The sequence below is a fragment of the Sorangium sp. So ce296 genome (assembly GCF_051529605.1).
Lineage (GTDB): Bacteria > Myxococcota_A > Polyangia > Polyangiales > Polyangiaceae > Sorangium > Sorangium cellulosum_D.
This window is the reverse complement of the sequence record NZ_CP150325.1, coordinates 1,620,471-1,646,290: the sequence shown is the minus strand read 5'-3', so window position 1 is coordinate 1,646,290 and position 25,820 is coordinate 1,620,471. Positions and strand designations below refer to the sequence as shown.

At 73.6% G+C, this 25,820-nt stretch carries 19 protein-coding genes; 12 read left to right on the top strand and 7 right to left on the bottom strand.

Annotated features, from left to right (window positions below; genetic code table 11):
* Positions 1–165: 165 nt before the first annotated feature.
* Positions 166–1,338, bottom strand: a complete 1,173-nt coding sequence (locus WME98_RS06230; RefSeq protein ID WP_437950459.1) for a hypothetical protein — start codon at positions 1,336–1,338, stop codon at positions 166–168.
* Between the two features lie 397 nt (positions 1,339–1,735).
* Between WME98_RS06230 and WME98_RS06225 the strand changes: the two genes are divergently transcribed.
* From WME98_RS06225 to WME98_RS06215, 3 genes are read left to right on the top strand one after another with little or no spacing between them, the layout of a single operon-like run.
* Positions 1,736–3,421, top strand: a complete 1,686-nt coding sequence (locus WME98_RS06225; RefSeq protein WP_272826330.1) for an FHA domain-containing serine/threonine-protein kinase — start codon at positions 1,736–1,738, stop codon at positions 3,419–3,421.
* Between the two features lie 15 nt (positions 3,422–3,436).
* Positions 3,437–4,075 carry a hypothetical protein gene (locus tag WME98_RS06220; RefSeq protein ID WP_061628246.1) on the top strand — a complete coding sequence of 213 codons (639 nt, stop codon included), beginning with the start codon at positions 3,437–3,439 and terminating at the stop codon, positions 4,073–4,075.
* 36 nt (positions 4,076–4,111) lie between these two features.
* Positions 4,112–5,914: a hypothetical protein gene (locus WME98_RS06215; protein ID WP_437950457.1), complete on the top strand. Its 1,803-nt coding sequence runs from the start codon at positions 4,112–4,114 to the stop codon at positions 5,912–5,914.
* Here WME98_RS06215 and WME98_RS06210 read toward each other — a convergent pair.
* On the bottom strand, positions 5,871–6,920 hold the full coding sequence (locus WME98_RS06210; protein WP_437950455.1) for an FG-GAP repeat domain-containing protein: 1,050 nt from the start codon (positions 6,918–6,920) through the stop codon (positions 5,871–5,873). The genes WME98_RS06215 and WME98_RS06210 overlap by 44 nt on opposite strands.
* Here WME98_RS06210 and WME98_RS06205 point away from each other — a divergent pair.
* From WME98_RS06205 to rbfA, 7 genes are all read left to right on the top strand, one after another.
* On the top strand, positions 6,919–8,127 hold the full coding sequence (locus WME98_RS06205) for a phosphoglycerate dehydrogenase (protein ID WP_437950453.1): 1,209 nt from the start codon (positions 6,919–6,921) through the stop codon (positions 8,125–8,127). The genes WME98_RS06210 and WME98_RS06205 overlap by 2 nt on opposite strands.
* 314 nt (positions 8,128–8,441) lie before the next feature.
* Positions 8,442–9,074 carry a ribosome maturation factor RimP gene (gene rimP, locus WME98_RS06200; protein WP_437950451.1) on the top strand — a complete coding sequence of 211 codons (633 nt, stop codon included), beginning with the start codon at positions 8,442–8,444 and terminating at the stop codon, positions 9,072–9,074.
* Between the two features lie 30 nt (positions 9,075–9,104).
* The gene (gene nusA / locus WME98_RS06195; protein ID WP_061622027.1) at positions 9,105–10,748 is read left to right on the top strand and encodes a transcription termination factor NusA; all 1,644 of its coding nucleotides are present in this window, start codon (positions 9,105–9,107) and stop codon (positions 10,746–10,748) included.
* A 39-nt stretch (positions 10,749–10,787) separates the two neighbouring features.
* The gene (locus WME98_RS06190) at positions 10,788–11,948 is read left to right on the top strand and encodes a DUF448 domain-containing protein (protein WP_437950449.1); all 1,161 of its coding nucleotides are present in this window, start codon (positions 10,788–10,790) and stop codon (positions 11,946–11,948) included.
* Positions 11,949–11,963: 15 nt separating this feature from the next.
* Entirely contained in the window at positions 11,964–15,116 is a 3,153-nt protein-coding gene (gene infB, locus WME98_RS06185) for a translation initiation factor IF-2 (RefSeq protein ID WP_437950447.1), read from the top strand.
* Positions 15,117–15,124: 8 nt separating this feature from the next.
* A complete protein-coding gene (locus WME98_RS06180) occupies positions 15,125–15,520 on the top strand; it encodes a DUF503 domain-containing protein (RefSeq protein WP_061621791.1) in 396 nt (131 codons plus the stop codon).
* Entirely contained in the window at positions 15,517–15,891 is a 375-nt protein-coding gene (gene rbfA, locus WME98_RS06175) for a 30S ribosome-binding factor RbfA (RefSeq protein ID WP_437567399.1), read from the top strand. The genes WME98_RS06180 and rbfA overlap by 4 nt, the downstream gene beginning before the upstream one ends.
* 60 nt (positions 15,892–15,951) lie before the next feature.
* Here rbfA and aat read toward each other — a convergent pair whose 3' ends face one another.
* The 5 genes from aat to WME98_RS06150 form a co-directional block, all read right to left on the bottom strand.
* A complete protein-coding gene (gene aat / locus WME98_RS06170) occupies positions 15,952–16,674 on the bottom strand; it encodes a leucyl/phenylalanyl-tRNA--protein transferase (protein ID WP_061621793.1) in 723 nt (240 codons plus the stop codon).
* Positions 16,675–16,760: 86 nt separating this feature from the next.
* Positions 16,761–17,762: a glycosyltransferase gene (locus WME98_RS06165; RefSeq protein ID WP_437950445.1), complete on the bottom strand. Its 1,002-nt coding sequence runs from the start codon at positions 17,760–17,762 to the stop codon at positions 16,761–16,763.
* 99 nt (positions 17,763–17,861) lie between these two features.
* Complete coding sequence (egtB, locus tag WME98_RS06160) at positions 17,862–19,184, bottom strand: ergothioneine biosynthesis protein EgtB (protein WP_437950443.1); 1,323 nt, start codon at positions 19,182–19,184, stop codon at positions 17,862–17,864.
* A gap of 57 nt (positions 19,185–19,241) precedes the next feature.
* Entirely contained in the window at positions 19,242–19,997 is a 756-nt protein-coding gene (locus WME98_RS06155) for a hypothetical protein (protein WP_437950441.1), read from the bottom strand.
* Positions 19,998–20,083: 86 nt separating this feature from the next.
* Positions 20,084–22,960 (bottom strand): carboxypeptidase regulatory-like domain-containing protein, encoded by a 2,877-nt coding sequence (locus tag WME98_RS06150; RefSeq protein WP_437950439.1) that lies wholly within the window; start codon positions 22,958–22,960, stop codon positions 20,084–20,086.
* Positions 22,961–23,313: 353 nt separating this feature from the next.
* Here WME98_RS06150 and WME98_RS06145 point away from each other — a divergent pair, with 353 nt between their 5' ends.
* Positions 23,314–24,741, top strand: coding sequence for a sigma-54-dependent transcriptional regulator (locus WME98_RS06145; RefSeq protein WP_437332569.1), 1,428 nt, complete (start codon positions 23,314–23,316; stop codon positions 24,739–24,741).
* A complete protein-coding gene (locus tag WME98_RS06140) occupies positions 24,738–25,739 on the top strand; it encodes an ABC transporter ATP-binding protein (protein ID WP_437950437.1) in 1,002 nt (333 codons plus the stop codon). The genes WME98_RS06145 and WME98_RS06140 overlap by 4 nt, the downstream gene beginning before the upstream one ends.
* The last annotated feature ends 81 nt before the right edge of the window (positions 25,740–25,820 follow it).

The window sequence follows — 25,820 nt, the reverse complement described above, 5'->3', positions numbered from 1 at the left end:
GCCGCCTCGAAAGCAGTGTGACTGAGGCGACTCTGAGGTGTCAATCTGCAGTGTCACGATACGCGCAGGAAATGCGCGGACATTGGTGCGCTGCCGTCCGGACGGCCGGTGAGCCGCCGCGCGGCGCGTGGGCGGCGCCTGGAGGGGCCGCCCGAGGCGGTCGGCTCAGCGCCGGACGGCGACCGCGAACAGGAACCCGCCGTCCGGCAGGGGGCCGCCGATCCAGAGGCGGTTCGCGTCGTCGGTGAAGAGGGAGAGCAGCGTGCCCGCCGTGGCGAGCTCGACGAGCGGGGCCGGGGCGCCTTCGGCGCGCATGCGGCCGCCGTCGTCGCTGGTCGCGACGGCGACCGGCGCGAGCGCCTCGTAGGTCGCGGGGTCGCTCGGCTGAAAGACGACGAGGCCCGGCGCGCCCTGCTCGGGCGCGAGGGCAGCGAGGCTCGTACCGCTGCCCGGCAGCGAGAAGAGGACGTCGCCCTCCGTGGGCCCGGCGCCCCGCGCGATCGCCTCGGCCGCGAAGCCGCGCGCCTCCTGCGTTCCGTCTGCAGACGGGAGCACGGCGACCACGTTGCCGCGCAGATCCGCGGCGACGGGGCCGGAGCTGTCGCCCCACGCCGCGACGGCGTCGGGCGCCGCGCAGCTCGCGTCGCCCTCGGGCACGAGCCGCGCGTCGGGCCCCGCCGCGCCGCAGCGGTCGGCCGCATAGAGGCCGTTCGCGCCCGCCGCGGCGTCGCCGAGCGGCGACAGCCCGGTGTAGAGCAGGCGCCCCTCGACGGCGGCGGCCGCGAAGAAGCCGTTCACCTCGTAGCGCTCCGCCACCGCGCGCACCGCGCGGTCCTCGATCAGGATCAGCTCGCCGAGCGTCTCGGGGAACGCGCTGGTCCACGAGATCGCCGTCCAGTCGAAGAAGGGCAGGTCCACGGCCTGCGCGCCGAGGAAGGCGCCGTCGGGGACGCCGGCGTCGATCGTCGTCCGCGCCGCGGCGAGCTCCCCGTCCGCGCTCTCGGGCGGCGTGAGCCGCACGATCTCCGCCGCGCCGCCGGCGCCGCTCCGCGCGAACATCGGCCCGCCGTGCCGCCCCCACGTCACCGAGGCGAAGCCGATCTCCTCGTCGGTCGTGTAGACGGCGACGGCGCACCACGCGGGGTCGACCAGCGAGAAGAGCGCGCCGTGGGATCGCGCGTCCAGGCACCCGGCGCCGTCCGCGCCGCCGCCCGACGCCGCGGCGGCGCTCCCGTCCGCGTCGTCGCCGCAGCCCTGCGCGAACGCCGCCGCCGCCGCGCAGAGCGCCGCCGCGGCGAGGCGCGCTCTCCTCTGCTCCATCCAGCCGTCCCAGCGCATCGGTCCTCCAAGGATCCGCGGCGCTGCGGTCCGGTGATCGCGTCCGTCCCGGGCTCCGGGCCAGCGGGGGCGCCGCGCCGGATCTCGGCTCCGCCGGCTCGCTGGGCCGGCGCGCCTCGCGGCGCCAGCGCCGGCGCGCGCGGCGGTCCCGCCGGGCTGGCCGAGCCGCGTAAACAAATCGGCGGCCATCGTCAAGAGATCCCGAAGAGATCCCGGCGCCCGGGGCGTCCGGAGGGGCGATCTCGGCACAAACCAGCGGGCCGGCGGCTGCCGCCGCGCTGCGTCCTGTCTGTTCCCTAGAACGACCGTTGCGCTCGACGTTCAGATGGACGACGCTGTGCGCCGCAGCCGGTGTCGGGCACGCTCCGGTTCGCGCTCCTTTCATCCACCGCGGGCCGTGACCAAGACACCCCCTCCTCCCATCACTGCCGGAACGGTCATCAACGATCGTTACGACATCCGTCAGAGCCTCGGTAAAGGCGGCATGGGCGAGGTCTTCCTAGCCTTCGATCGCTCTACGCAGCAGACCGTGGCGCTCAAGGTGGTCCGCGAAGAGTCGCGCATGCCGGGCGACGACGAGGCGCTCCGCCAGGAGCTGCTCCTCGCGCGCTCGGTCGGCCACCCGAACGTCTGCCGCGTGCACGACCTCGCGCCGAGCCCGTGGGGCCCCATCCTCGTGATGGAGCAGATCCCCGGGCAGACGCTCCACACGCACATCCGCAAGCGCAAGGCCCAGGGCGGCTACACGGCCGACGAGTTCCGCAAGATCGCGAGCGAGGTGTGCAACGGGCTCGCGGCCATCCACGCGCAGGGCCTCGTGCACGGCGATCTGAAGCCGGGCAACGTGATGGTCTCCGAGGGCCGCGCGGTGATCCTCGACTTCGGCTTCGCGCAGGAGCGCGCGCGCGCCTCGGCGCGCCGCCCCGGCGCGCCGCCCGACGGCGGCACGCCGAACTACATGTCTCCCGAGCGGCTGCGCAACGGCGGCGCGAGCCCCGAGGACGACGTGTACGCGATGGCCCTGACGCTCTGGGAGATGTGGACCTGCCGCGTCCCCGAGCCCGGCTACAAGCCGCGGCTCAAGACGATGAAGCAGCAGATCATGTTCGACGTCCCCGCGGGCCTGTCGATCGACGAGGTGCGGCAGATCTTCCGCGGCCTCAACGAGGACCCGTCGATGCGGCCGCAGGCGCGGCACATGCGCTTCTTCAACCCGTCGCAGCTCACGACGAGCCCGATCCAGCTGCCGCGCGAGCGCCTCGATCCGGGCCCGCCGCCGGGCGGCGCCTTGAAGCTGAACTTCACGCCGGGCGCGCAGTCGCTGCTCGTGACGTACGCGACGAACGCGCCGGAGATCGTCGGCACGCTGCTCCCGCTGCACGACACGAAGCTCGCGCTCGGCCGGCGCAGCGATCAGAGCCTGTGCGTTCCCGAGGCGACCGTCTCGGGGGCGCACGCGATCTTGAAGTGGCAGACCGGCTCGTGGCTCATCGAGGATCAGGGCAGCACGAACGGCACCTACGCGGACTTCAACTACGAGCGCAAGTCGCAGGTCTCGCTGCTGCACGGCGGCGAGGTGCAGGTCGGCGAGTGCCGGATGAAGCTCGTGACGTTCGGCCCGGACTCGCCGCAGCACCGGCGCGCGAAGCAGTACCTGGCGAAGCGCGACGGCCTCACCGGCCTGCTCGTGCGCGAGCACCTGATGAAGGCGATCGACGAGGACGGCCTGTTCGCCGACTGGGCCGAGGTGCCGATGCAGGTCGCGCGCTACGAGCTGCGCGGGCCGAACCGCCAGGTCAGCGAGCGCCCGACCATCCTGGAGATGCTCGCCCTCCGGAAGGCGGCGCAGCGGGTGATCGATCTGACCGAGATGCTGCTGCTCAGCCTCACGCCCGCCGTGGCGGGGCGGACGGGGCCGCTCAAGTTCGTCGTCTCGATCGTGGGTCCGAGCATCGACGAGGCGCGCCACGTGGTCGAGCAGGTGGTCGCGCAGGTTCAGGGGATGCTCCCCGAGACGCTCGAGCTCGGCGCGACGCTGGTGAAGGGCGAGCCCGGGCGCCCTGCGCGGACGCTCATCGATTGAACCTGAACGCGTCCGATGAACAGCCGGCCTCCGTTTCCGTCCAGCCCGCCGTCTCAGCCCTCGCCGTACCGTTATCTCGGCCGCGGCGGCGGCGAGCGCCCCGTGCGGCTCCAGATCATCATCGCGCTCGTCGCGGGGCTCATCGTCGTCGCGGTGCCGCTCTACCTCTGGCGCCGCCCGAAGCCTGAGTCGATCCCGTCCGCGGACGCCGCGACGGCCGACGCCGGCGCCTACGCGTGGGACGCGGGCGCGCTCGCCGACGCCGGCGCCGCGGTGGACGAGGGCGTCAAGCTCTCGCCGTTCACCACGATCAAGTGCGAGAACCCCGGCCCGGGCACCACGCCGCCCGAGCGCTGCGACCACGTCACCTTCTTCGAGGACGCGCTCGCGCGCGCGATCCGCGACAACGTGCAGTGCGCCCCGTCCGGCAAGACGAGCATCACGGTGAGCTACGTCCTCGAGATGGACTTCCGCCGCAAGCGCACGAACCTCTACGCGGGCAAGTCGACGACGGTGAACCGCGCGAAGACGAAGGAGCTGCTCCGCTGCGTGAAGCGCGCGATGCCGACGCCCGACTGGGGGACGATCCCGCACCAGTACGTGAAGTACAAGATCAACGTCATGGCGACGTACCCTGCCAACGAGTCCTACTGAGGGGAGCGGCTCGTGCGGCGCGCATCGATCGTGCTGATGCGCTGCGCCCCCTCGCTCCTCGGCGCGCTCCTCGCGACCGCGGCGCACGCGCAGCAGAGCGCGCCGGCCGCTGACGCCGCGCCTCGGCAGCTCGACGGCTACTCGAGCTACGAGCGCGCCACGATCGAGCGCACCCTGGCGCGGCTCGGCGCGACGCTCGATCCCACGCCCGAGGGCAAGATCGTCGAGGGGATCGACGTGGTCCCGTACGAGGTGATCGAGGACCGCGATCCCGCTCCGTCCTTCCTGAACTGGTTCCACGTGCTCTCGCGGCCGTACGTCATCCGGCGCGAGGTGCTCCTCGCCGTCGGGCGCCCCTACGAGCAGGCGCTCGCCGACGAGTCCGCGCGCAACCTGCGCGGCCTGAGCCAGGTCTCGCTCGTCCTCATCTTCGCCGTGCGGGGCAGCGCGCCGGGGCGGGTGCGGGTCGCGGTCGCCACCAAGGACGTCTGGAGCCTGCGCCTCAACTCGAACTACCGCTTCGCCGGGGGGAAGCTCGAGTACCTCTTCCTGCAGCCCGCCGAGACGAACCTGTTCGGCATCCACCACGCCGTCGCGGCGCAGCTCACGCTCGATCCCGGCGCGCTCTCGCTCGGCGTCGCCTACGCGATGCCGCGCATCGGGGGCAGCCACGTGCGGCTGCGGACCGAGCTCAACGCGATCGTCTCGCGGGAGACCGGCGCGCTCGAGGGCTCGAGCGGCGCGTTCGTGTACGGGCAGCCGCTCTACGCGACCGAGGCCGAGTGGGCCTGGGACGCCGAGATCTCCTGGCGCGACGAGGTGACGCGCCGCTTCATCGGGACGAGGCTCGCCACCTTCGACGCGGCTGCCACGCCGGACGACGATGACATCCCGTACCGCTACCGCAGCGACATCCTGGTGGGCGGCTACGCCGTCACGCGCAGCTTCGGCGGCCGCGGCGCGCCCGGCGGCGCCGGCTCCACCGTGAAGCACGACTTCTCGGTGGGCGTCGAGGCGAGCCGCAGGGTCTACCGCATCGACGCGCCCGCGGGCGTCGCGCCGGCCGCGATCGCCGAGTTCGAGGCGAGCGAGATGCCGGTGAGCGACACCCGCGTCGCGCCCACGTTCAAGTACTCCACGTACTCGACCCGCTTCTCGCGCGTGCTCGACTTCAACACGCTCGCGCTGCAGGAGGACTACCGGCTCGGCCACGAGCTCTCGATCCTGATCTACCCGGTCACGACCGCGCTCAACTCCACCCGGAGCTTCCTCGGGGTCTCCGCCGCGGCCGCGTACACCGTCGCGCTCGGCGACGGCCTCGCGCGCGCGGTGATCAAGACGATCACCGAGTTCGATCGCTCCCAGATCTTCGACGCCTCGTTCGAGGCGCGCGCGCGCGTGCACACGCCGAGCTTCGGCCTCGGGCGGCTCGTGTTCGACGTGCGGCTGCTCGATCGCTACCGGAACTACCTCAACCGGAGGTCGCAGCTCGGCGGCGACACGCGCCTCCGCGGGTACCCGACGGCGGCGTTCATCGGCGAGGACGTGCTCTCCGCGAACCTGGAGCTCCGCACGCGCCCGGTCGAGATCTGGTCGTGCCAGATCGCGGGCGCCGCCTTCTTCGACGCCGGCGACGCGTTCGACGGCTACGGCGAGCTGCGCCTCAAGCAGTCGGCGGGCTTCGGGCTCCGGGCCCTCTTCCCGCAGCTCAACCGCGTAGTCATGCGCGCCGACTGGGGCTTCCCGCTCACGCGCGGCTACCGGGAGCCCGACGCGCTCCCGGGCGACATCCTCGTCACCTTCGGTCAGGCGTTTCCGATGCTCCCTGCGGACGAGTAGGCGCGCCGCGCGGCCCCTCCTGCGCCGGCGCGCCCCCCGGGGACGCCGGCGCCGCGCCCGCCACCCGCGCGCGGTGCGCCGCGAACGCCTCCCGGAGCGCGGGCGGCACCGGCTCCCGGTCGAGGGCCGCGAGCGCCTCGGCCGCCGGCCTGCCCGCGAGCAGCGCGTGCCAGGCCCGCTCGAGCGCGCCCCTGAGCCGCGCGACGTCGTCCTTCTCCAACTCCTTCGGCTTGCCCTGGCCGCCCGCGCCCGCGCCTCCCGCCCGCGCCGCGTGGAACGCCCGCGCCGCGCCGCCGCGGTGCGTGTAGCGACCGCCCTCGAAGCCCGCGACGTCGAGGAGATCCGGCGCGATGGGATCCCCCTCGGCCACGGCGATCCGGCCGGCGAGCTCCAGCGTGCCGTCGTGGTCGACGTCGAGCGCGAACCGCGGCGGCGCCGCGAGCTCGACGGCGTACCTGCCCGCGCCGAACGGCTGCACGGCCCAGATCTCCAGCGCGCCCGCCTCGTTCCTGAGCACCACGTCCGGCGCGCCGTCGCGGTTGAGATCGGTCCCGGAGCGGAACGCCCCGAGCTGCTCGGTCGCGTCCGGCTCCGAGCCCGGGAGGAGCGACGGTATCAGCTGGGTCGCCTGGCTGCGGTCCGCGCGCCCGCTGTCGAGGGGCCCTGCGGCCATGACCACGCCGCGCGGGGTCGCCACGCGGACCGCCGAGGTGCGGCGCCCGATCGCGTCGGTCCCGCCGTAGCCGCGCAGCACCACCTCGCCCCCCCGGCGCGGGAGCGCGCCGCGGAGCTCGACCTCGAGCGTCAGCCCGAGCTCGGCGGCCTCCACGTCGATGGTGCGCAGGTGGGCCTCGAGGTCGGGGGGCGCGACGTACGCGGCGAGGTGCGGCCTGCGCGCGGCGCCCCAGGGAGAAACCTGATGATCGCTCGCGCAGGTGGCAACGCAGGCGGCGACCAGAACGCACGTCGTCAGCGAGAGCTTTTCTGTTACCGTTCCCTTCCGCATGCGCCTGCTAGTCGCCGACAAGATGGACCTCTCGGCTCTGGAAGAGCTCAAGGTGCTCGGGATCGAGATCGAGTCCCGGCCGGAGCTCACCCGGGACACCCTGCCGGCGGCCCTGGACGGGGTCGGCATTCTGGTCGTTCGCTCGACGGAGGTCACGGCGAAGGCGATCGAGGCCGGGCGGCAGCTCAACCTGATCGTGCGGGCCGGGGTCGGCGTGGGCACGATCGACGTGGCGGCGGCGAGCGCGCGCGGCATCTACGTGGCGAACTGTCCCGGCAAGAACGCGACCGCCGTCGCCGAGCTGACGATGGCGTTCATCCTCGCGCTCGATCGCCGCCTGGTCGACGCGACGTCCGATCTCCGGGCCGGCCGCTGGGAGAAGACGAAGTACTCGGCGGCCCGCGGCCTGTTCGGCCGGCGGATCGGGATCGCGGGGCTCGGCGCGATCGGCCGCGAGGTGCTGCTGCGCGCCCGCGCCTTCGGCCTCGAGCCGCACGCGTGGTCGCGCTCGCTGACCCCGGGCCGCGCCGCCAAGCTCGACGTCAGCTACGCCCGGACCCTGGAGGAGCTGGCCGCCCGCTCGGACATCTTCACGATCCACCTGACGGCCACCCCGCAGACGCGCGGCATCGTCGGCCGGAGCGTCCTCGAGGCGCTCCCCGACGGCGCCATCGTCGTGAACGCCGCGCGCCCCGAGGTCCTGGACTACGCCGCGCTGGAGGAGCTCATCCCGCGCAAGGGGCTGCGGGTCGGCCTCGACGTCTTCGCCAGCGAGCCCGACAAGGGCTCGGCGCCGTTCGAGTCGCACCTCCTCGGGCGGGGGCTCGTCTACGGGACCCCGCACGTCGGCGCGCAGACCGAGCAGGCCCAGCGCGCGGTCGCCCTCGAGACGGCCCGGATCATCCGCGCCTTCTTGACGGAGGCGGACCTGCCCAACGTGGTCAACATCTGCGCGACCTCGCCCGCGCGCTACGCGGTCGTCGTCCGGATGCTGGACAAGGTCGGCGTGCTCGCGAACACGCTCAGCGTCATGAAACGCCACGGGATCAACATCGAGGAGATCTCGAATACGGTCTTCGAGGGGGCCACTGCCACGTGCACGAAGATGCGGGTCACCGGCCGGCCGAGCGAAGCCTGCCTGAAGGAGATCGCGGCGTTCGAGGAGGTCCTGCACGTGGATATCGTCGCGCTGCCGAATCTGGCGTAAGGCGGCCCGCCTCCCGGCGGTGACGCGGCGCGGCCCCGAAGGCGGGCGACGGACGGCGGGCGACGCGGGGAGACGAACCGGCGGGGAGATCCCCGGCGAATGCAGGAGCGGTTTGCCCGTATCCCCCCTTGCATGAAGGCCCGCATTCGACTAGGTTGTCCGCCGACAACTAGGCGGATCCGCGAGCCGGATTCCCAGTTCGGGAATCGGCTCTTTTTTTTTGGCGCAGGGGCGCCGGGCACCGTCGCTCGGGGCTCATGGCGCCGGAAGGTCCCGGATCCGCCGAGGGTGACGTCTCTCACATGCCGCAACCGATGGAGCCTACGACCAGAGCCGCGTTCGATCTCGGCCGCGTTCGCGACGCGGTCGCGCCGGTGCTCGCCTCGCACGGGGTGACGCTCGTCGACGTGGAGTGGACCACCGAGCGGGCGGGCTGGACGCTGCGGATCACGATCGAGCGCGAGGGGTCGGCCGACGCGGGCGGCGGCGTCACGCTGGAGGACTGCGCGGACGTGTCGCGCGACGTCTCCTCGGTCCTCGACGTCGAGGACCTCATACCCAACCATTACAACCTCGAGGTCAGCTCTCCTGGCCTCGACCGGCGGCTGCGGACCCCGGCCGAGTTCGTCCGTTTCTTCGGCAAGACGGCCAAGGTGAAGCTGTCGCGGCCCGCGCCGGACGGCCAGCGGCTGCTCCGGGGCGAGCTCCTTCAGGCGCCGGAGGGGCAGGTCGCGGTCCTGGTCGACGGCAAGCGGATCGAGGTGCCGTTTTCGGATGTCGTGGAGGCGCGCCTCGTCTTCGAGCTCACGACGCAGCCCAAGCCCAAGAAGGGGCAGCGGCAGGGCAAGGAGACCGCTAAGGAGTCGGGGCAGGCCAGGCGGTCCACGGGGGCGGCTCCGGGATCGGCCTCCGGGCGGAGCGAGCGCGGCTCCGAGAAGCGCAAGTAGAGAGAAGAAAGATCAGGAGACAGGGACGTCATGGCAACGATGGCAGCGATGCCGACCTCGGAGACGAGCCTCGGCAGCATCCTCGATCAGGTCGCGAAGGAGAAGGGGATCGACAAGAAGATCCTTGTCGAGACGATCGAGGCCGCGATCTTGAAGGCCGCGCAGAGCGTCTTCGGCCCGACCCGCGAGCTCGAGGCGCGCTTCAACGAGGACACCGGGCAGATCGATCTCTTCCAGTACATGACCGTGGTCGAGGCCGTGACGGAGCCGGAGCGCGAGATCTCCATCAACGACGTGGACAAGCTCAAGCTGGACGCGACCCTGGGCGAGGAGCTCGGCTTCCAGGTCTTCTGGCGCCCTGAGGACGCGGAGAAGGCGCGCGATCAGGACAAGGAGTACGGCGACATCCTGAAGCTCAAGCACGGCCGCACGACCTTCGGGCGCATCGCCGCGCAGACGGCGAAGCAGGTCCTGCTCCAGCGCGTGCGCGACGCCGAGCGCGATCTCATCTTCAACGAGTACAAGGATCGCAAGGGAGAGCTCATCCGCGGCATCGTGCGGCGGTTCGAGAAGGGCAACAACATCATCGTCGACATCGGCCGCACCGAGGGGGTGCTCACGTTCCGCGAGCAGACGCCGCGCGAGACGTACCGGCCGGGGGACCGCATCGTCGCGTACGTGAAGGACATCGATCGCGAGGCGCGCGGGCCGCAGGTCATCCTCTCCCGCTCCGATCCCCGGCTCGTCGAGAAGCTCTTCGAGGCCGAGGTCCCCGAGATCTACGAGGGCATCGTGCGGATCGTGTCGGTCGCCCGCGAGCCGGGCGCCCGCTCCAAGATCGCGGTGACGAGCCGCGACGCGGACGTCGACCCGGTGGGCGCGTGCGTGGGCATGAAGGGCTCGCGCGTGCAGGCCGTGGTCCAGGAGCTCCGCGGCGAGAAGATCGACATCGTGCCGTTCGACCGGGATCCGGCGCGCTACGTCATCGCCGCGATCCAGCCGGCCGAGGTGCACAAGGTGATCGTCGACGAGGCCGACGGGCGCATGGAGCTCGTGGTCCCGGACGAGAAGCTGTCGCTCGCGATCGGGCGCAAGGGCCAGAACGTGCGGCTCGCCGCGCAGCTGACCAACTGGAAGCTCGACATCATCAGCGAGACCAAGTTCAAGCAGATGGAGGAGGAGGCGATCTCCGCCCTCCAGCAGATCGACGGCGTGACCGAGCAGATCGCCAAGTCCATGTACCGCCTCGGCTTCCGGGCGCTGGAGGAGGTGAGCGAGGCGTCGGTCGAGGAGCTCGCCGCGATCCCGGGCCTCGGCGGCGCCGAGGCCGCCGAGCGCATCAAGTCGCAGGCGGACACCACGATGGAGCGGCTGCGGCAGGAGCGCATCCGCTCCGCGAGCTCGCGCACCGAGCCGCTTACCGACCGCGAGCGGCTGATGTTCATCCGCGGCGTCGGCGAGCGGACGGTGGTGCTGCTGGAGGAGGCCGGGTACCGCAGCGTGGAGGACGTGCTGCGGGAGGACGAGGATCGGCTGGCGATCCGCACGGGCCTCGGCATCAAGAAGGCGCGCGCCATCAAGCAGGGCGCGCGGGACTTCGTCGAGAGCGAGCAGAAGGTGCTCGATGCAGCTCGGGCGGACATCCGCCGTGCGGCGGAGGCGAGGCACGCGTAAGGAGTGGGGCAGCGCAGAGGGCCAAGGATGGAATCAGCGGTGAGCAGACAGAGCGACGCGGGTGAGCGCGAGCCCTTCGAGAAGGGGCGGGTGCGCACGTGCGTCGGTTGTGGGGAGCGCGTCGGCGTCGAGGACGCCCGCGGCGCCCGTCCGCTCGTCCGGCTCATCCTCGGCCCTGGCGGCGTGATCGCGGTCGATCCGGGCGACGGCGGGTTCGGGCGGGGTGCGCACGTGCATCCGCAGCGGGACTGCCTGGCGACCGCGGTCGCCCGGGGCCTCGCCCGCGCCGCGAAGGGGCGGGTCCACGCGATCATGGGGACCGCCGGCCCGGGCGGCCCGGGCGGCACGGGTGAGGAGGGCGCCGGCGAGCCGGCCGCCCCCGGGCCGGAGCCGCTCACGACCGTGTCGCTGGCGCGGGGGATCCGGGAGGCGACGGAGCGGCGGCTCCAGGGGCTCATCCGCGCGGCCGTCCGCTCCCAGGGCGTGGCGGTCGGCGCCGATGCGGTCGTGGGGTCGTGCCAGCGGGGCGAGGCCGCGCTCGTGCTTGTCGCGTGCGACGCGGCGGCGGGCGCGGATCTGCCGGAGGTGCGGCGGGCGATCGCAGAGGGGCGCGCCGTCGCATGGGGCAGCAAGCAGGTGCTCGGCTCCCTGGTGGGCGGCCCGCGCGAGCGCGGCGTGGCGGTGATGGCGATCTCTTCGCCCTCGATCGCCGCCGCCGTCGCGCACACGGCGCACGTCGTGGACACCTGCGCCCGCATCGAGCGGGGCGAGGGCCCCGCGGAGGGCGGGCGCGGCGGCTCCGGTCGAAAGGGGCGGGCTTCGCGCAACGCGGCTGCCCGATCCGAGGAGGGCGGGAGCCCCGAGCCGCAGAAGGCCGCGCCCGGCCCTGCCGGCCCGGCGCCTCGCCGCGGCCGGGGGAGGGCGGGGGTGGACGTCGAGCACCCCAGGCCTTCCGCTCGGCCGGCGTCTGAGGGGGGCGGGGGACGACCTGGCAGCCCATCGGGCGAGCTTGCTGGCCGCGAGGCGCGGTTGGCGTCAGAAAGTGGGTCCGGTCGGCTTCTTGCAACTGCGCCGGGGACCGGGGAAGGCGGCGCGGTCGGGGGCAGGGCGGCGATGTCCGGTTCTACCGGACGCGCCTCGACGGTGGACAGAGTGGCCGCAAGTCGTCGCCCGCGTGGATGGGTGAGGCGGATTGGTTAACGTGGAGCGAGGTGCATGAGCAAAGTCCGGGTCTACGAGGTCGCCAAGCAGTTGAACATGGACCAGAAGACGCTGGTCGCGCTCTTCCAGTCCATGGGTATAGGCGACGTGCGCAACCACATGAGCGCCGTCGAGTCCGACGTCGTCGAGCGGGTTAAGCGGCACCTCGAGCGGCAGAAGTCGCCTGAGGTGGTGGAGGAGCGGATCCGTCCGACCGTCGTGAAGCGCCGCGCCCGGCCCGGGGCTGAGCCCGAGCCGGCCGAGGCGCCCGTGCGCGCCGCTCCGGAGCCGGCGCCCTCTCGGCCTGTGGCTGCGTCCGCTCCGGCTTCCCCGCCGCCCGAGCGCGCTGCCCAGGAGGAAGCGCCGGTCCGTCGCCCCGCTCCGCCGCCGCCCGCCGCTCCCGTCGCAGCGCCCCCGGCGCCGGCTCCCGAGCCGGTGGTCGCCGCGACCCCGCGCGAGCCTGCGCCCGCGCCCGCGCCCAGCGCGCCTGCCCCGGCAGCGCCGCCCGTCGCGGCTGCGCCCCCCGCGCCGGAAGCGCCGCCGCCCCCGGCGGCTCCCGCTCCCGCAGCACCCGCGTCTGTCGCGGCGTCCGCGCCCGCGCCCGCGGAGGAGACGAAGGTGACCTCGCCCGAGCCGAAGCCTGCTCCGCCCGCCGCCGCTGCGGCGCCGTCCGCCGCTGCGGCGGCGCCCGCCGCCGCTACGCCCGCGCCCACCGCGGCGCCCGCGCCTGCGCCCGCCGCGGCTGCTCCCGCGGCGCCTGCGCCGGCTCCGGCGCAAGCGGCCGCTCCCGCGGCGCCCGCCGCGCCCGCGCCTGCCCCGGCGCAGGCGGCCGCGCCCGCGCCGGCCCCGGCGAAGCCCGCGGCACCCGCGGCTGCTGCGACGCCCGCGCCTGCCGCGGCGCCTGCTCAGGCCCGGCCGCAGGCTGCGCCCTCGACGCCGGCGCCCGCTCCGGCGCAGGGGGCCTCTCGGCCGACGCAGCCGCCCCCCGCGGGGCAGCGGCCGGGTGCTCCGGCGCAGCCCGCGGCGTCCGCGGCCCGCCCCGGCGCGCGGCCGACGCAGCCGCCGGCGTCCACGCCCGCGGCCAAGCCGGAGGAGGCGGCGCCGGCGAACCAGGCGCCGCGCCGCCCGTCCTCGCCGCCGAAGACCGGCATCGAGGTGTGGCAGGGGCGCCCCGGCGTCACGATGCCCGCCGCCCGCACCGGCACGCCGCCGGCGCGGCGCACGACCTACGATCCGCGCGCCAACGCCCAGCAGGCGCGCCCCGGCGGCCCCAGCTTCGGTCCGGGCGGCCGGTCCATGCCCGGCGGCCGGAACGCTCGCCCGGGGACCTTCGGGCGGCAGCGCCCGGGCGGCGCCCTGCCGCGCAAGCCGGTCCAGGTCTCCACGCAGGAGATGGCCTCGCACAAGAAGGTCATCAAGATCGAGGAGCAGGTCACCCTCCAGCAGCTCGCCGCGAAGATGAGCCTGAAGGCCACCGACGTGCTCATGCGGCTCCTGTCGATGGGCATGACGGGCGTGAACATCAACAGCACGCTCGACGCCGACACGGCGAAGATCCTCGCGAGCGAGTTCGGCTGGAGCGTCGAGGACGTGGCCGTCAGCGAGCAGGACACGCTGACCGCGGCGATGCAGGCCGGGGTCGACGCCGACGAGGACGTCGAGATGCGTCCGCCCATCGTCACCGTCATGGGCCACGTCGACCACGGCAAGACGTCGCTGCTCGACCGGATCCGGAAGGCCACCGTCGCCGAGGGCGAGGCGGGCGGGATCACCCAGCACATCGGCGCTTACCGCGTCGAGACGCAGCGGGGCACGATCGCCTTCCTCGACACGCCGGGCCACGAGGCGTTCACGGCGATGCGCGCCCGCGGCGCGTCGCTGACCGACATCGTGATCCTGGTGGTCGCCGCCGACGACGGCGTCATGCCCCAGACCAAGGAGGCGATCTCGCACGCCCAGGCCGCGAAGGTGCCGATCATCGTCGCGGTCAACAAGATCGACAAGCCGGGCGCCGACGCGGACAAGATCAAGCGCGACCTCGCGGCGCTCGGGCTGCAGCCCGAGGAGTGGGGCGGCGAGACGATGTTCTGCAGCGTGTCGGCGAAGATGGGGCAGGGCATCGACCAGCTCCTCGAGTCGGTCCTGCTCCTCGCCGAGGTCCAGGACCTCCGCGCCAACCCGAAGAAGCGCGCCAGCGGCACCGTCATCGAGGCGCTGCTCGATCGCGGCCGCGGCCCGGTCGCGCGCGTCATGGTCCAGGACGGCACGCTCCGCACGGGCGACATCCTCCTGGCCGGCGCCGCGTGGGGCAAGGTCCGGGCGATGACCGACGAGCTCGGGCGCTCCGTCGCCGAGGCCGGCCCCGCGACGCCCGTCGAGGTCCTCGGCCTCAACGAGGTGCCGAGCGCGGGCGATCCCGTCCACGCCGTCAAGGACGGGAAGACCGCGGAGGAGATCGCCGAGACCCGCCGCAAGAAGGCGTCGAAGACGCTGATCCCGCAGGACTCGCGCGTCTCGCTCGAGTCGATCACGAAGAACCTGCAGGAGGCCGATCAGCTCGAGCTCAAGCTGATCATCAAGGGCGACGTGCAGGGCTCGGTCGAGGCGATCACCCACGCGCTGGCGAAGCTCTCGACCGAGAAGGTGAAGGTCACCATCGTGAACGGCGCCGTCGGCGGCATCACGGAGGGCGACGTCAACCTCGCGGTCGCGTCGAAGGCGATCATCGTCGGCTTCAACGTCCGGCCTGCCGGCAAGGCCGGCGCGCTGGCCGAGAACGAGGGCGTCGAGATCCGGCTCTACAACATCATCTACAACGCCGTCGACGACATCCGGAGCGCGATGGAGGGTCTCCTCCCCGCGACGAAGGTGGAGAAGGTCCTCGGCCGCGCCGAGGTCCGCCAGGTCTTCAAGATCACGAAGGCGGGCACGGTCGCCGGCTCGATGGTGATCAACGGCTCGGTGAAGCGCACCGGCGAGGCGCGCCTGATCCGGGACAACGTCGTCATCTGGACGGGGCGCCTCTCGGGGCTGCGCCGCTTCAAGGACGACGTGAAAGAGGTGGTCGAGGGGTTCGAGTGCGGTATCTCGCTCGACGGCTACTCGGACATCAAGGAGAAGGACATCGTCGAGAGCTTCGAGATCGAAGAGGTCAAGACGAAGCTCTGAGCCTGTAGATGTTCGTCGGCGTCCTCCGTCTCCGCCTCGATATCGTCGGGGCCCGCTCCCTCAAGGACAAGCGCAGCGTGGTGCGCTCCTTGAAGGAGCGGGCGCAGAGCCGGATGCGCGTGTCGATCGCGGAGGTCGGCGTGCTCGACGATCCGCGGCGGGCGACGCTCGGCGTCGCGGTCGTCTCGAACTCGGCGGCCATGTGCGACCGGGTCCTCGCGGACGTGGCCGCGATGGCCGGGTCGCTGCCCCACGCCGTCCTCACCGACCGCGCGACCGAGATCGTGCCGTTCGGCGAGGGGGGAGCGGGGGTGCAGGGCGGCATCGAGCAGGCGCTCGGCCGCGGGGATGATGATCTGGGAGCGGCCTCGGACAGGTTCGAGGACGCAGAGGACGACGAATGAGCGGCACGGTGAAGCGGGCGACGCGGGTCGCCGAACGGCTCCGCGAGGACCTGTCCAACCTGCTCCGGGATCTGCGCGATCCGCGGATCGCCGGGGTGCTCGTGTCGCGCGTGGAGATCACCGACGACCTGCAGAGCGCGAAGGTCCACGTGCGCCACGAGTTCGGCGCGGAGGACGCGGCGTCCCGCCGCGCCCTGCTCAAGGGGCTGGAGGCGGCGTCCGGCCGGCTGCGCAGGGACGTCGCCCGCACCATGGGCCTGCGCGTGGTGCCGACGCTGCGGTTCTTCTACGACGAGGGCCCCGACGCCCAGCGGCGGATCGAGGAGCTGCTCCGGGAGATCAAGGACGACGCGGGCGAGGGCCGCTCGTAGCGCCGGGGCCCGGCGGCGCGGCGCGCGGCTCGGACGGCGCGGCGCTCGGCTCGGGCGCGATCACCGCGAGATGAGCCGCTCGATCGCCTGCGCGGGCTCGAGGTCGAAGCGCCACGGCCCCATCTTCGTCGGGGCGTCGAGCGCCGTCTTCAGCGCGCGGAGGAACTCGCGCCGCGGCCACTCGACGGCGCCGAAGCGATCGAGGTGGTCGGTGTACACCTGGCAGTCCACCAGCGCGAAGTCCCAGGCGACGAGGTTCCCGAGCAGCGTCGCGAACGCGACCTTCGAGGCGTCGGGCGCGCGCGCGAACATCGACTCGCCGAAGAACATCCGCCCCAGCGACACGCCGTAGAGCCCGCCGACGAGCGCGCCGTTCGACCAGGCCTCGATGCTGTGCGCCACCCCGGCGGCGTGCAGCGCCGTGTACCCGCCGATGAGCTCCTCGGTGATCCACGTGCCGTCCTGCCCTGGCCGCGGCGTCGCGCTGCAGGCCCGCATGACGTCCGCGAACGCCGTGTCGGTCCGCACCTCGATCCCGCCGCGGCGCACCCGCTTGCGCAGCGAGTGCGGGACGTGCGCCTCGCGCGGCGGCAGGACGAAGCGCGGATCCGGGGAGAACCAGAGCAGCGGCAGCCCGTCGTGGGGCCACGGGAAGATGCCCCGGCGGTAGCCGGCCAGGAGCCGCTCCGGCGAGGCCTCGCCGCCCACGGCCACGATCCCCTCCGGGGTCGCGCGCTCGGGCGGGGGAAAGTCGAGCTTGCTCGTGAGCACCGGGACGCGCATCGCTGTGGGATCGAATCCTCCCACCGGAGCACGCGGTTGCAAAGAGGCGCCCTGCGTCCGCGCGGCGCGCGCCGCGCGCCGCGCGCTCAGGAGGCGCACACATAGTCGGAGCCCTCGACGAAGCCGCGCGCGGCGAGGTGCTCGCGGATGAGCGCGCGCGCCCCCCGCGCCCCCACGGCGACGACGACGGTCTGCGCGCCCCGCGAGAGCCGCGACGGATCGACGATCGGCGCCCCCTGCGCGATCCGGCCGATCTTGCGCGGATCGATGTCGACGAACCGCTCCGGCCTCACGCCGTTCCGGGCGAGCGCCCTCGCCAGCCGCCTGCCCGTCTTGCCCGCGCCCCACACCGCCACGGGGCGCGCCGCGCCCAGCTTCCTCGCGAGGTAGTGCGCCTTGGCCTCGAGGAACCGCGCGATCGCGTACCGCGGATCCGCGAACGTCGCGCGGCCCTCGCGGTGCCGCCAGCGCAGGCCGAGCTCCGGGAGCTTCGCCATCCGCGCGCCGGCGGCGTCGAGGCGCAGCCACAGGTCGTAGTCCTCCGCCCAGGGGGCCTCCCGGAACCCGCCGACCTGCTCCAGCGCGCTCCGCCGCAGCATCACCGACGGGTGGCACAGCGGGGACTCCACGAACATCTCCCGCGCGTGATCCTCGGGGGTGAGGATCGAGTTCAGCCAGTCGACGTAGCGGAGCATGCCCTCGCCGACCGGCCCGGCCGCGAACGCCTCCACGCGGGCGCCGACGACGGCGAGCCGCGGATCTCGCCGGAGCGCCTCGGCCTGGCGCGCGAGGCGCCCGCCGACCGAGATGTCGTCGCCGTCCATGCGCGCGAAGAGCTCGCCGCGCGCCGCCTCGGCCGCGCGCGCGAGCGCCCGCGCGATGCCCACGCCGCCGGTCGCGACCGGGACCACGCGGCGGTCGCGCCGCGCGAGGCGCGCGACCGTGGACGGGCCGGCGTCGGTCGAGCCGTCGTCCACGGCGATCACCTCGAGGTCGACGTCGCGCTCGGCGAGCACGCTCTCCAGCGCCTCCTCGATGGTCGCCTCCGCCTGCCGGTACGGGAGCAAGACGGAGACGAGCGGCGCCACGCCGAGACCATGGCGGCGCGCCGGCGCAGCGTCCACAGGAAGGGCGCGCCGCCGGCGCGGCGTCCACGGCAAGGGCGCGCGCCGCCGGCGCGGCCCGGGTCAGAGGTCGCGGGCCAGCCGGATGCCGCTCATCTGCCACCGCGCGTCCGGCGGGAAGAAGTTCCGGTACGTCGCGCGGAGGTGCGTCGCCGGGGTCGCGCACGAGCCGCCGCGGAGCACGAGCTGGCTGCTCATGAACTTGCCGTTGTACTCGCCGAGCGCCCCCGGCCACGGGCGGAACCCGGGGTAGGGCGCGTACGCGCTCGACGTCCATTCCCACACGTCGCCGAAGAGCTGCCGCGGGGCCCCCGGCCGCGGCGGCGCGCCCGCGGGCTCCGGGTGATAGCGCCCGCGCTCGGCGAAGTTCCCCTGGAGCGCCGCCTCGCCGGGCGCGGCGCCGCCGGCGACCTCCCCCGCGGCGGCGAGCGCGCCCTGTGCGGCGGTCTCCCACTCGGCCTCGGTGGGGAGCCGCGCGCCTGCCCAGCGGGCGTAGGCGTCGGCCTCGTAGTGGCTCACGTGGCAGACGGGCTCGTCGGCGTCGAGCTCGCGGAGCCCGTGGAGCGTGAACAGCTGGAGCCCTCCGTCGCGCTGCTCCCAGTAGAGCGGCGCCTCCCACCGGTTCGCCACGACCGCGTCCCAGCCGCCCGACAGCCAGAGCTCCGGCCGCGCGTACCCGCCGTCTCGCATGAACTCGAGGTACTCGCCGCACGTCACCGGCCGGTCCGCGAGCGCGAACGCGCCGACGAACACGCGGTGCCGCGGCGCCTCGTTGTCGAACGCGAACCCGCCCTCGCCGTGGCCGATCCAGCGCACGCCCTCGGCGTGCTCGACGAAGCGGAGCTCCCCGGCCGCGCCGCCGCGCCGCCCCGGCGGCGCGCCGCCGAAGATCGCGGGGCGCAGCGGGTTCTGCGCCATCGCGTGCTTCAGATCGGTCAGGAGGAGCTCCTGGTGCTGCTGCTCGTGGTGCAGCCCCACGTCGATCGTGAAGGCGAGATCGAGGTGCAAGCCCGCGGCGATCTCGTCGAGCAGCGCGCGCATGTGCTTGTCCACGTGGCGCCGGTAGCGGTAGGTCTCCTCGACGGTCGGGCGCGACAGGACCCCGCGCCGCGGCCGGCTGTGCCGCTCGCCCACGGTCACGTAGTACGAGTTGAAGAGGTACCCGAACTGCGGGTGAAAGGGCGCGTACCCGGCGCGCTGGCCGAGCACGAACGCCTCGAAGAACCACGCCGTGTGCGCGAGGTGCCACTTCACCGGGCTCGCGTCCGGCATCGACTGGACGACGTAGTCCTCGGCGCAGAGCGGCGCGCAGAGCGACTCCGTGAACGCCCGGACCGCGTCGTACCGCGCCCTCAGCCCGCCTGCGACGCGCTCTGCCTGTTCCATCGCGCTCCCCTGGGGTCCTTCGTCTCCGCGAGAGATGCCGCCGCGGCGCGCGGGCGCCTAGCGCTTCTTGAAGTCGCCGAGGTGCGTGATGTACCAGCGGCCCTGCCACGAGATGATCGTGTGGACGTCGAGGCTCGCCGGCTTGCCGTCGAGCTCGTATTTCAGCTTGCCGTGGAACGAGCGGTAATAGCCGATCTTGTTGACCTCGTCGCCGGGCGGCACCCACTTCGGCCTGGAGCCGACCTCGAAGCCGACGAACCGCGCGCCCTCCCAGCTCTTGCGTTTCCGGTGCATCGCCTTCACGTCGTTCGCGTAGGCGGCGTGGAGGTTGTCCCAGTACTTGCCGGGGTCCTTCACGTCCTTGAGCGGGATGAACGGCTCCTTGGGGAACCAGAACGGGTCGGCCAGCGCCGGCTCGTTCTTCACGATGGCGTCGAACAGCGCCCTCGCCCGCGCCGTGAGCTCCTCGCTCTCGAGCGGCGGCAGGATCTTGTTCGTCGCGATCGCGGTCGCATCGGCGCCGGCGGCCGGCGGCGATCCAGGCGGGGGCGCGCCCGTCGCCGCGTCGGCGGCCGCGCTGGCGCCCCCGTCCTGCGTCGGCGACGGCGCGCCCGCGTCCTCCGGCTGCGGCGCCGGCGCCGCGCCGGAGGACGCGGGCGCGCCGGCGGCGGCCGTCGCCGTCGCCGTCGCCGTCGGGGCGGCGGCGGGCGACGAGGGCCGGGCGCTCTCGGCGGGCCGAGCGTCCGGCGCCGGGGTGGGCGCCGCGCACCCCGCGATCACGGCGAGCGCGCCCGCGACGACCTGCTTCATCATGCGCGTGCCCTATCGCAGCGCCCCGGCGCCGACAAGCGACGCCGAGGCGCGGCCGCGCGCCGGATCCGCCCGGCGGCGGGCCCGGCTCACTTCTCGACGATGATGAACTGCACGCGCCGGTTCTTGGCCTTGTTCGCGGGCGTGACGTTCGGCGCGACCGGGCGGTCCTGCCCGTAGCCCTTCGCCATGAGGCGCGACCCGTCCACGCCGGCCCGGATCAGCCAGGCGCGCACCGAGTTCGCGCGGGCCTCGCTGAGGGTCTGGTTGTGCTCGCGCCCGCCCGTGTTGTCGGTGTGCCCCTGGATCTCGACCTTGCGGATGTTCGGGTTCCGCTGGAGCACGTCCGCGATCTCCTCCATCAGCGCGTTCGAGTCGCCCAGGATCTTCGCCGAGTCGGTCTCGAAGTGGATCTGCCGCGAGATCTTGATCTCGTTGCCCTGCACCTTCACGAGCGAGACCTTCGGCCGCTTGTTCACCGTGAGCGCGGCGCGCGTGTCCTCGCTCGTGCGGACGTCGGCCTGGTTGACGTGGTTCATGTAGCCCTGCGCCTCGACCTTGAGCGTCACCGCGCCGGCCGGCAGATCCGGGAAGCGGAAGGCGCCGCTCGCGTCGCTCGTCGCCGTCTGCTCGCGGCCCGCCGCGTCGGTCAGCCGGATCGTCGCGCCGGCGACCGCGTCCCCGCTCTCCGCGTCCTTCACCGTCCCGACGACGTTGCCCGTCTTCGGCAGCGCCTCGAGCGAGCAGTCGACGTCCACGAACGTCGGCCCCTGTGGCGGCGCCCCGCTCGGTCCGGCGCCGGGCAACCCCGGCTGCGGGCCAAAGGGATCGGGCTGCCCGGGCTGCGGGCCGAACGGCCCCGGCTGCGGGCCGAACGGCCCGGGCTGCCCCGGCTGCGGGCCGAAGGCGCCCGGCTGACCGGGCTGCGGTCCGAAGGCGCCGGGCTGCCCCGGCTGCGGACCGAAGGGCTGCCCGGGTTGCGGACCGAAGGCGCCCGGCTGACCGGGCTGCGGGCCGAAGGCGCCAGGCTGCCCCGGCTGCGGGCCGAACGGCCCGGGCTGCGGACCGAAGGGCCCCGGCTGCGGACCGAACGGCCCGGGCTGCCCAGGCGCCGCCCCGCCGGCGAGGATCGTCGCCTGGCACGTGCCCGGCTTGTAGCCGTTCGCCCGGACGCTGAACGTGTACGTCCCCGGCTCGAGGTGCCGCGTGAGGAAGCGGCCGTCCGGCCCGGTCGCGTACGGCGGCTGGGGCACGCCCTCGATCGTCACGATCGCGTCCGCCACCGCCGCGTTGGGCCGGTTCTGCTCGTGCACGAAGCCGCGCGCGAACGTCTGCGGCGCGGGCACGAGCTGCGGCGGCTCCTTGATGATCTGCGGCGCAGGGGCCGGCGGCGGCTCCTTCTGCTTCGTGTCGTAGGCGTAGCCGATCCCGAGGTACAGCGTCCACGGCGCCTGCGGCGCGACCTCCTCGATGAACACGGAGGTCGCCGACAGGCCGAGGTCGAACGCCGCGTGCCCGGAGAGCCCGCGGAACGCCTTCTGGAACGGCGTCACCCGCACGCCGAGCGACAGCCGCGACGGCGCCGCGGCGTAGCCCGGTCCGCCCTGGCTCTGCGGGTCCGGGGACGCGAAGTCGTCGAGCCCGAGACAGACGTCGCCGCGCGACACGCGGCTCGTGTGGCACTCGTAGCCCTGCCGGTTCACCGGGATGTCGAGCGTGTACTCGAGGTACGGCTGCACCTTCGGCAGCGGCACCTCGACGCCGAGGTGGGTCTGGAAGAAGTCGACCCGGTTGATGCCGAGCCCGAACCGCTCGATGCGCGAGATCGGCTGCCGATCGCGCCCGTCGGTGAACGCCTTGGCCCGCTCCTTCTCGACCTCCTCCACGACCTGGCCGGAGTTGTCGAGCTTGTAGCCGAGGTTCAGGTTGACCCGCAGCGGGAACCCCTTGCCCTGCGGCTTGCGCAGATCGAGCGTCGCGAGCCCGCGGAACACCGCGCTCGTGCCGCCGCCGGCGAGGCCCACGTCGCCCGTGCCGTTGAGCAGGAGCAGCTGCGCCTCGCCGCCGAAGGTGAGCGGCTTGCCGATCTTCGGGGGCGTGAACGCCTTCACGCCGAACGTCGTGTCGCCGAGCACCTGCAAGAGCCGCGGGCGGCCCTGATCGTTCGCGTTCGCGAACGTGCGGATCGCCGCGTAGCCCTCGAGGAAGGGCAGGGGGGTCGCGTTCAGCGCGAAGAGCGCCCCCACGTGGCTCGCCGAGTCCTCCCGCGCGTCGGGGCCGCAGGTGATCGGGTGGCCGGCGAGCGTCGACTCGGCCGGATCGCAGAGGAAGCCGCTCGTCGAGAACCAGTCGAGCAGGAACGACACCCGGAAGGTGCCCGGCGCGCCCGAGCCCGCGTACGACGTCCTGAGGAGGCCCGTCGAGCCCCACAGGTTCGGCTGCGCGGTGAGCGAGAGCGCGCGCTCCTCCTCGTCCCACGCGGTGGAGCGCGGCGCCGTCGAGCTCGCCTGGGCGCCCTGCTCGCCGACGGACGCCTGCGCGCCGAACGAGAAGCTCGCGTCCGGCGGCGGCTGCCCCGGCTGCCCGAACTGCGGCGGCGCGTCGCCCGGGAAGCCCGGCTGCGGGCCGAAGCCCGGCTGCGGGCCGAACTGGGTCGGAGGCGCGTCGCCCGGGAAGCCCGGCTGCGGGCCGAAGCCCGGCTGCGCCGGCTGGGGGCCGAACTGGGGCGGCGGCGCGTCGCCCGGAAAGCCCGGCTGCGGGCCGAAGGGGCCGGGCTGCGCGGGAGGAGGCTCGGGCCCGAACGGCCTGGGCGGGGCCGGTTGGCCCGGAAGCGGCTGAGGTCCGAAGGGCGGCTGCGGCTGCTGCGCCTCGGCAGCGCCCGCGAGCGTGAGCGAGCCGACGAGCGGCAGCGCCGTGAGCGCAGCGCGCCGGGGCCTGTCGCCGAACACCTTCCGAAGCGTATGCATCGAGCCTCATCCGCGAGATCGAACAAGGAAACGCCCGCCAATCGGGACGGTGGGGACCTCGCGCGCGGCCCGTTGTACCATCCCGGGCGGCCCACGAAACAGCGGTTTTCGTCGATGGCAGATCCCCGACGAGCCGCGCGGCGCGGCTCGATAAGTGCGGCCTCACCGCGGCGAGGCGCGGATCGTCGCGCCTCGTCGCGCCTCGCCGCGCCTCGTCCGGATTGCGCGCTCCGGCGCCCGGCGACCCGGTCGCAAACGTGCTCGGCCGCGGCGCCCCGCGGCCCCGGCGCCGCTCGGCCGGGCCGCGCAGCTGCCCAATCCGGCGGGCGCGCATGCTAGGAAAGGCCATCAACATGGCATCCCGGGGGCGCATCCTGATCGTCGACGACGAGGCCAACGCGCGCGCGGCGCTCTCCGAGATCCTCCGCGAGGAGGGGTACACCACCGAGACCGCGGCCGACGGCTTCAAGGCGCTGGGCAAGCTCGAGGAGTTCGCGCCGGACGTGGTCCTGACCGACCTGAAGATGCCGGGGCTCGACGGCATCCGGATGATGGAGAAGGCGCAGCTCGCGCTGCCCGACGCGACGTTCGTCGTCATGACGGCGTTCGGCACCATCTCGAGCGCGGTCGAGGCGGTGAAGAAGGGCGCGTACAACTACCTGACGAAGCCGCTCGATTTCTCGGTGCTCGCGGTGGTGGTCGAGCGCGCGGTGGAGCGGGCGCGGCTGCTCCAGGAGAACTCGCGACTGCGCGAGCGGCTGCGCGAGCGCAACGCGTTCGGCCACGTGATCGCGAGCCACCCGAGCATGGTGAAGCTCCTCCGGCTGGTCGAGCAGGTGGCGCCGAGCCGCGCGAGCGTGCTGATCGTGGGCGAGACGGGCACGGGCAAGGAGCTCATCGCCGAGATGATCCACCGCGCGAGCCCGCGGGCGAAGGCGCCGCTCGTCCGGCTGAACTGCGCCGCGCTGAGCGAGTCGCTCCTGGAGAGCGAGCTGTTCGGCCACGAGCGCGGCGCCTTCACCGGCGCCGTCGGCCGCCGCGAGGGCCGCTTCGAGCAGGCGAACGGCGGCACGCTGTTCCTCGACGAGGTGAGCGAGATCCCGCTCGCCACGCAGGTGAAGCTCCTGCGCTTCCTGCAGGAGCGCACGTTCGAGCGGGTGGGCGGCAACGAGACCCTGAAGGTCGACGTGCGGATCCTCGCCGCGTCGAACCGCGACCTGCGCCAGCGCATCGCCGAGGGGCTGTTCCGCGAGGATCTCTACTACCGGCTCAACGTCGTCACCCTGGAGATCCCGCCGCTCCGCGAGCGCCGGAGCGACATCCCCGAGCTCGCGACGTTCTTCCTGGGCCGCTACGCGCAGGAGAACGGCAAGCGGATCGAGGGCTTCACGGACGAGGCGCTGTCGGCGCTGACGAGCTACTCGTTCCCTGGCAACGTGCGCGAGCTGGAGAACGCGATCGAGCGGGCGGCGGTGCTCTGCGACGGCGCGCGCATCGAGCCCCGGCACTTGCCGGCGCAGATGTCGTCCGAGCCGGCCGAGGCGTCCGACGCGATGCCGCGCGTCCCGGGGAGCACGATCTACGATCTGGAGCGCTACGCGATCCTGCGCACGCTCGAGGCGTGCAAGGGCTCGACCTCGAAGGCGGCGACGATCCTCGGGATCAGCCCGCGCAAGATCCAGTACAAGCTGCACGAGTACAGCGCGGCGACGGCGCGCGGCCGCGCGCGGCCGGGCGACGGCGCGCCGGGCGAGGGCCCCGACGGCGAGGAGGGCGCGTGAGCGGCGGCGAGGCGATCATTGAGGAGCGCGGCGAGCGCGCCGCGCCGTCCCGCTCCGGCGGGGAGGTGCCGGGCGGCGAGCTGCTGATCGACGTCCGCGGCCTGCTGAAGACGTTCCGGGTGGGCTTCTTGCGCCGGCGTGCGGTCGAGGCGGTCAAGGGGGTGAGCTTCGGCGTGCGCCGCGGCGAGATCTTCGGCTTCCTCGGGCCGAACGGCGCCGGCAAGACGACGACGATCAAGATGTTGACGGGCCTCATCGCCCCGACCGGCGGCGAGGCGTACCTGTTCGGCGCGCGCGTCCCGTCGCCCGAGGCGCGCCGGAAGATCGGCTTTTTGCCGGAGAACCCGTACGTCTACCCCTACCTCACCCCGCGCGAGTTCGTGGAGCTCTGCGGCCGCCTGTCCGGGATGCGCGGCGCCTCGCTGCGCCGGCGGACGATGGAGGTGCTCGATCAGGTGAAGATCGCGTACGCCGCGGATCGGCAGGTGCGCCGGCTGTCGAAGGGGATGCTGCAGCGCACGGGGCTGGCCGCCGCGCTGGTCGCCGATCCCGAGATGCTGATCCTGGACGAGCCCATGAGCGGCCTCGATCCGGTGGGCCGCAAGGAGGTGCGCGATCTCATCTTTGCGGAGCGCGATCAGGGCCGGACGATCTTCTTCTCGACGCACATCCTGAGCGACGTCGAGGCGATGTGCGATCGCGTGGCGATCCTGCGCGAGGGCCAGGTGGTGGTGAGCGGCGCGATCCGCCAGCTCCTCCGGGGCGACGTGTTGCGCACCGAGGTCATGCTGGCCGGCGCGCCCGAGTCGCTCCTCGAGGAGCTCGGCGCGCTGGGCTTCGCGACCACGCGTCGCGGCGACGTCGTGGTGGTCGACGTCGAGGGCGAGGCGCGCGTGCGCGAGGCGCTCCAGCGCTCGCTCGCCGCGGGCGCGCAGGTGGTCGAGGTGACGCCGCGCCGCGAGACGCTGGAGGACCTCTTCATGCGCCGCGCGCTTTAGAGCGAAGGCCGCCCGCTTCGGATACGGGCCCATCTCGACGTTTTCGGTGCTCAGCGTGCTGGAGCACGCTTGCGCGCCGAA

Excerpts from the sequence above, each read along its gene's own strand:
- WME98_RS06180 (WP_061621791.1), top strand. The coding sequence starts at position 15,125 with ATGTTCGTCGGCGTCCTCCGTCTCCGCCTCGATATCGTCGGGGCCCGC.
- aat (WP_061621793.1), bottom strand. The coding sequence starts at position 16,674 with ATGCGCGTCCCGGTGCTCACGAGCAAGCTCGACTTTCCCCCGCCCGAG.
- WME98_RS06230 (WP_437950459.1), bottom strand. The coding sequence starts at position 1,338 with ATGCGCTGGGACGGCTGGATGGAGCAGAGGAGAGCGCGCCTCGCCGCG.
- WME98_RS06210 (WP_437950455.1), bottom strand. The coding sequence starts at position 6,920 with ATGCGGAAGGGAACGGTAACAGAAAAGCTCTCGCTGACGACGTGCGTT.
- infB (WP_437950447.1), top strand. The coding sequence starts at position 11,964 with ATGAGCAAAGTCCGGGTCTACGAGGTCGCCAAGCAGTTGAACATGGAC.
- rimP (WP_437950451.1), top strand. The coding sequence starts at position 8,442 with ATGGAGCCTACGACCAGAGCCGCGTTCGATCTCGGCCGCGTTCGCGAC.
- WME98_RS06205 (WP_437950453.1), top strand. The coding sequence starts at position 6,919 with ATGCGCCTGCTAGTCGCCGACAAGATGGACCTCTCGGCTCTGGAAGAG.
- WME98_RS06150 (WP_437950439.1), bottom strand. The coding sequence starts at position 22,960 with ATGCATACGCTTCGGAAGGTGTTCGGCGACAGGCCCCGGCGCGCTGCG.
- WME98_RS06145 (WP_437332569.1), top strand. The coding sequence starts at position 23,314 with ATGGCATCCCGGGGGCGCATCCTGATCGTCGACGACGAGGCCAACGCG.
- WME98_RS06155 (WP_437950441.1), bottom strand. The coding sequence starts at position 19,997 with ATGATGAAGCAGGTCGTCGCGGGCGCGCTCGCCGTGATCGCGGGGTGC.
- WME98_RS06220 (WP_061628246.1), top strand. The coding sequence starts at position 3,437 with ATGAACAGCCGGCCTCCGTTTCCGTCCAGCCCGCCGTCTCAGCCCTCG.
- egtB (WP_437950443.1), bottom strand. The coding sequence starts at position 19,184 with ATGGAACAGGCAGAGCGCGTCGCAGGCGGGCTGAGGGCGCGGTACGAC.
- nusA (WP_061622027.1), top strand. The coding sequence starts at position 9,105 with ATGGCAACGATGGCAGCGATGCCGACCTCGGAGACGAGCCTCGGCAGC.
- rbfA (WP_437567399.1), top strand. The coding sequence starts at position 15,517 with ATGAGCGGCACGGTGAAGCGGGCGACGCGGGTCGCCGAACGGCTCCGC.
- WME98_RS06215 (WP_437950457.1), top strand. The coding sequence starts at position 4,112 with ATGCGCTGCGCCCCCTCGCTCCTCGGCGCGCTCCTCGCGACCGCGGCG.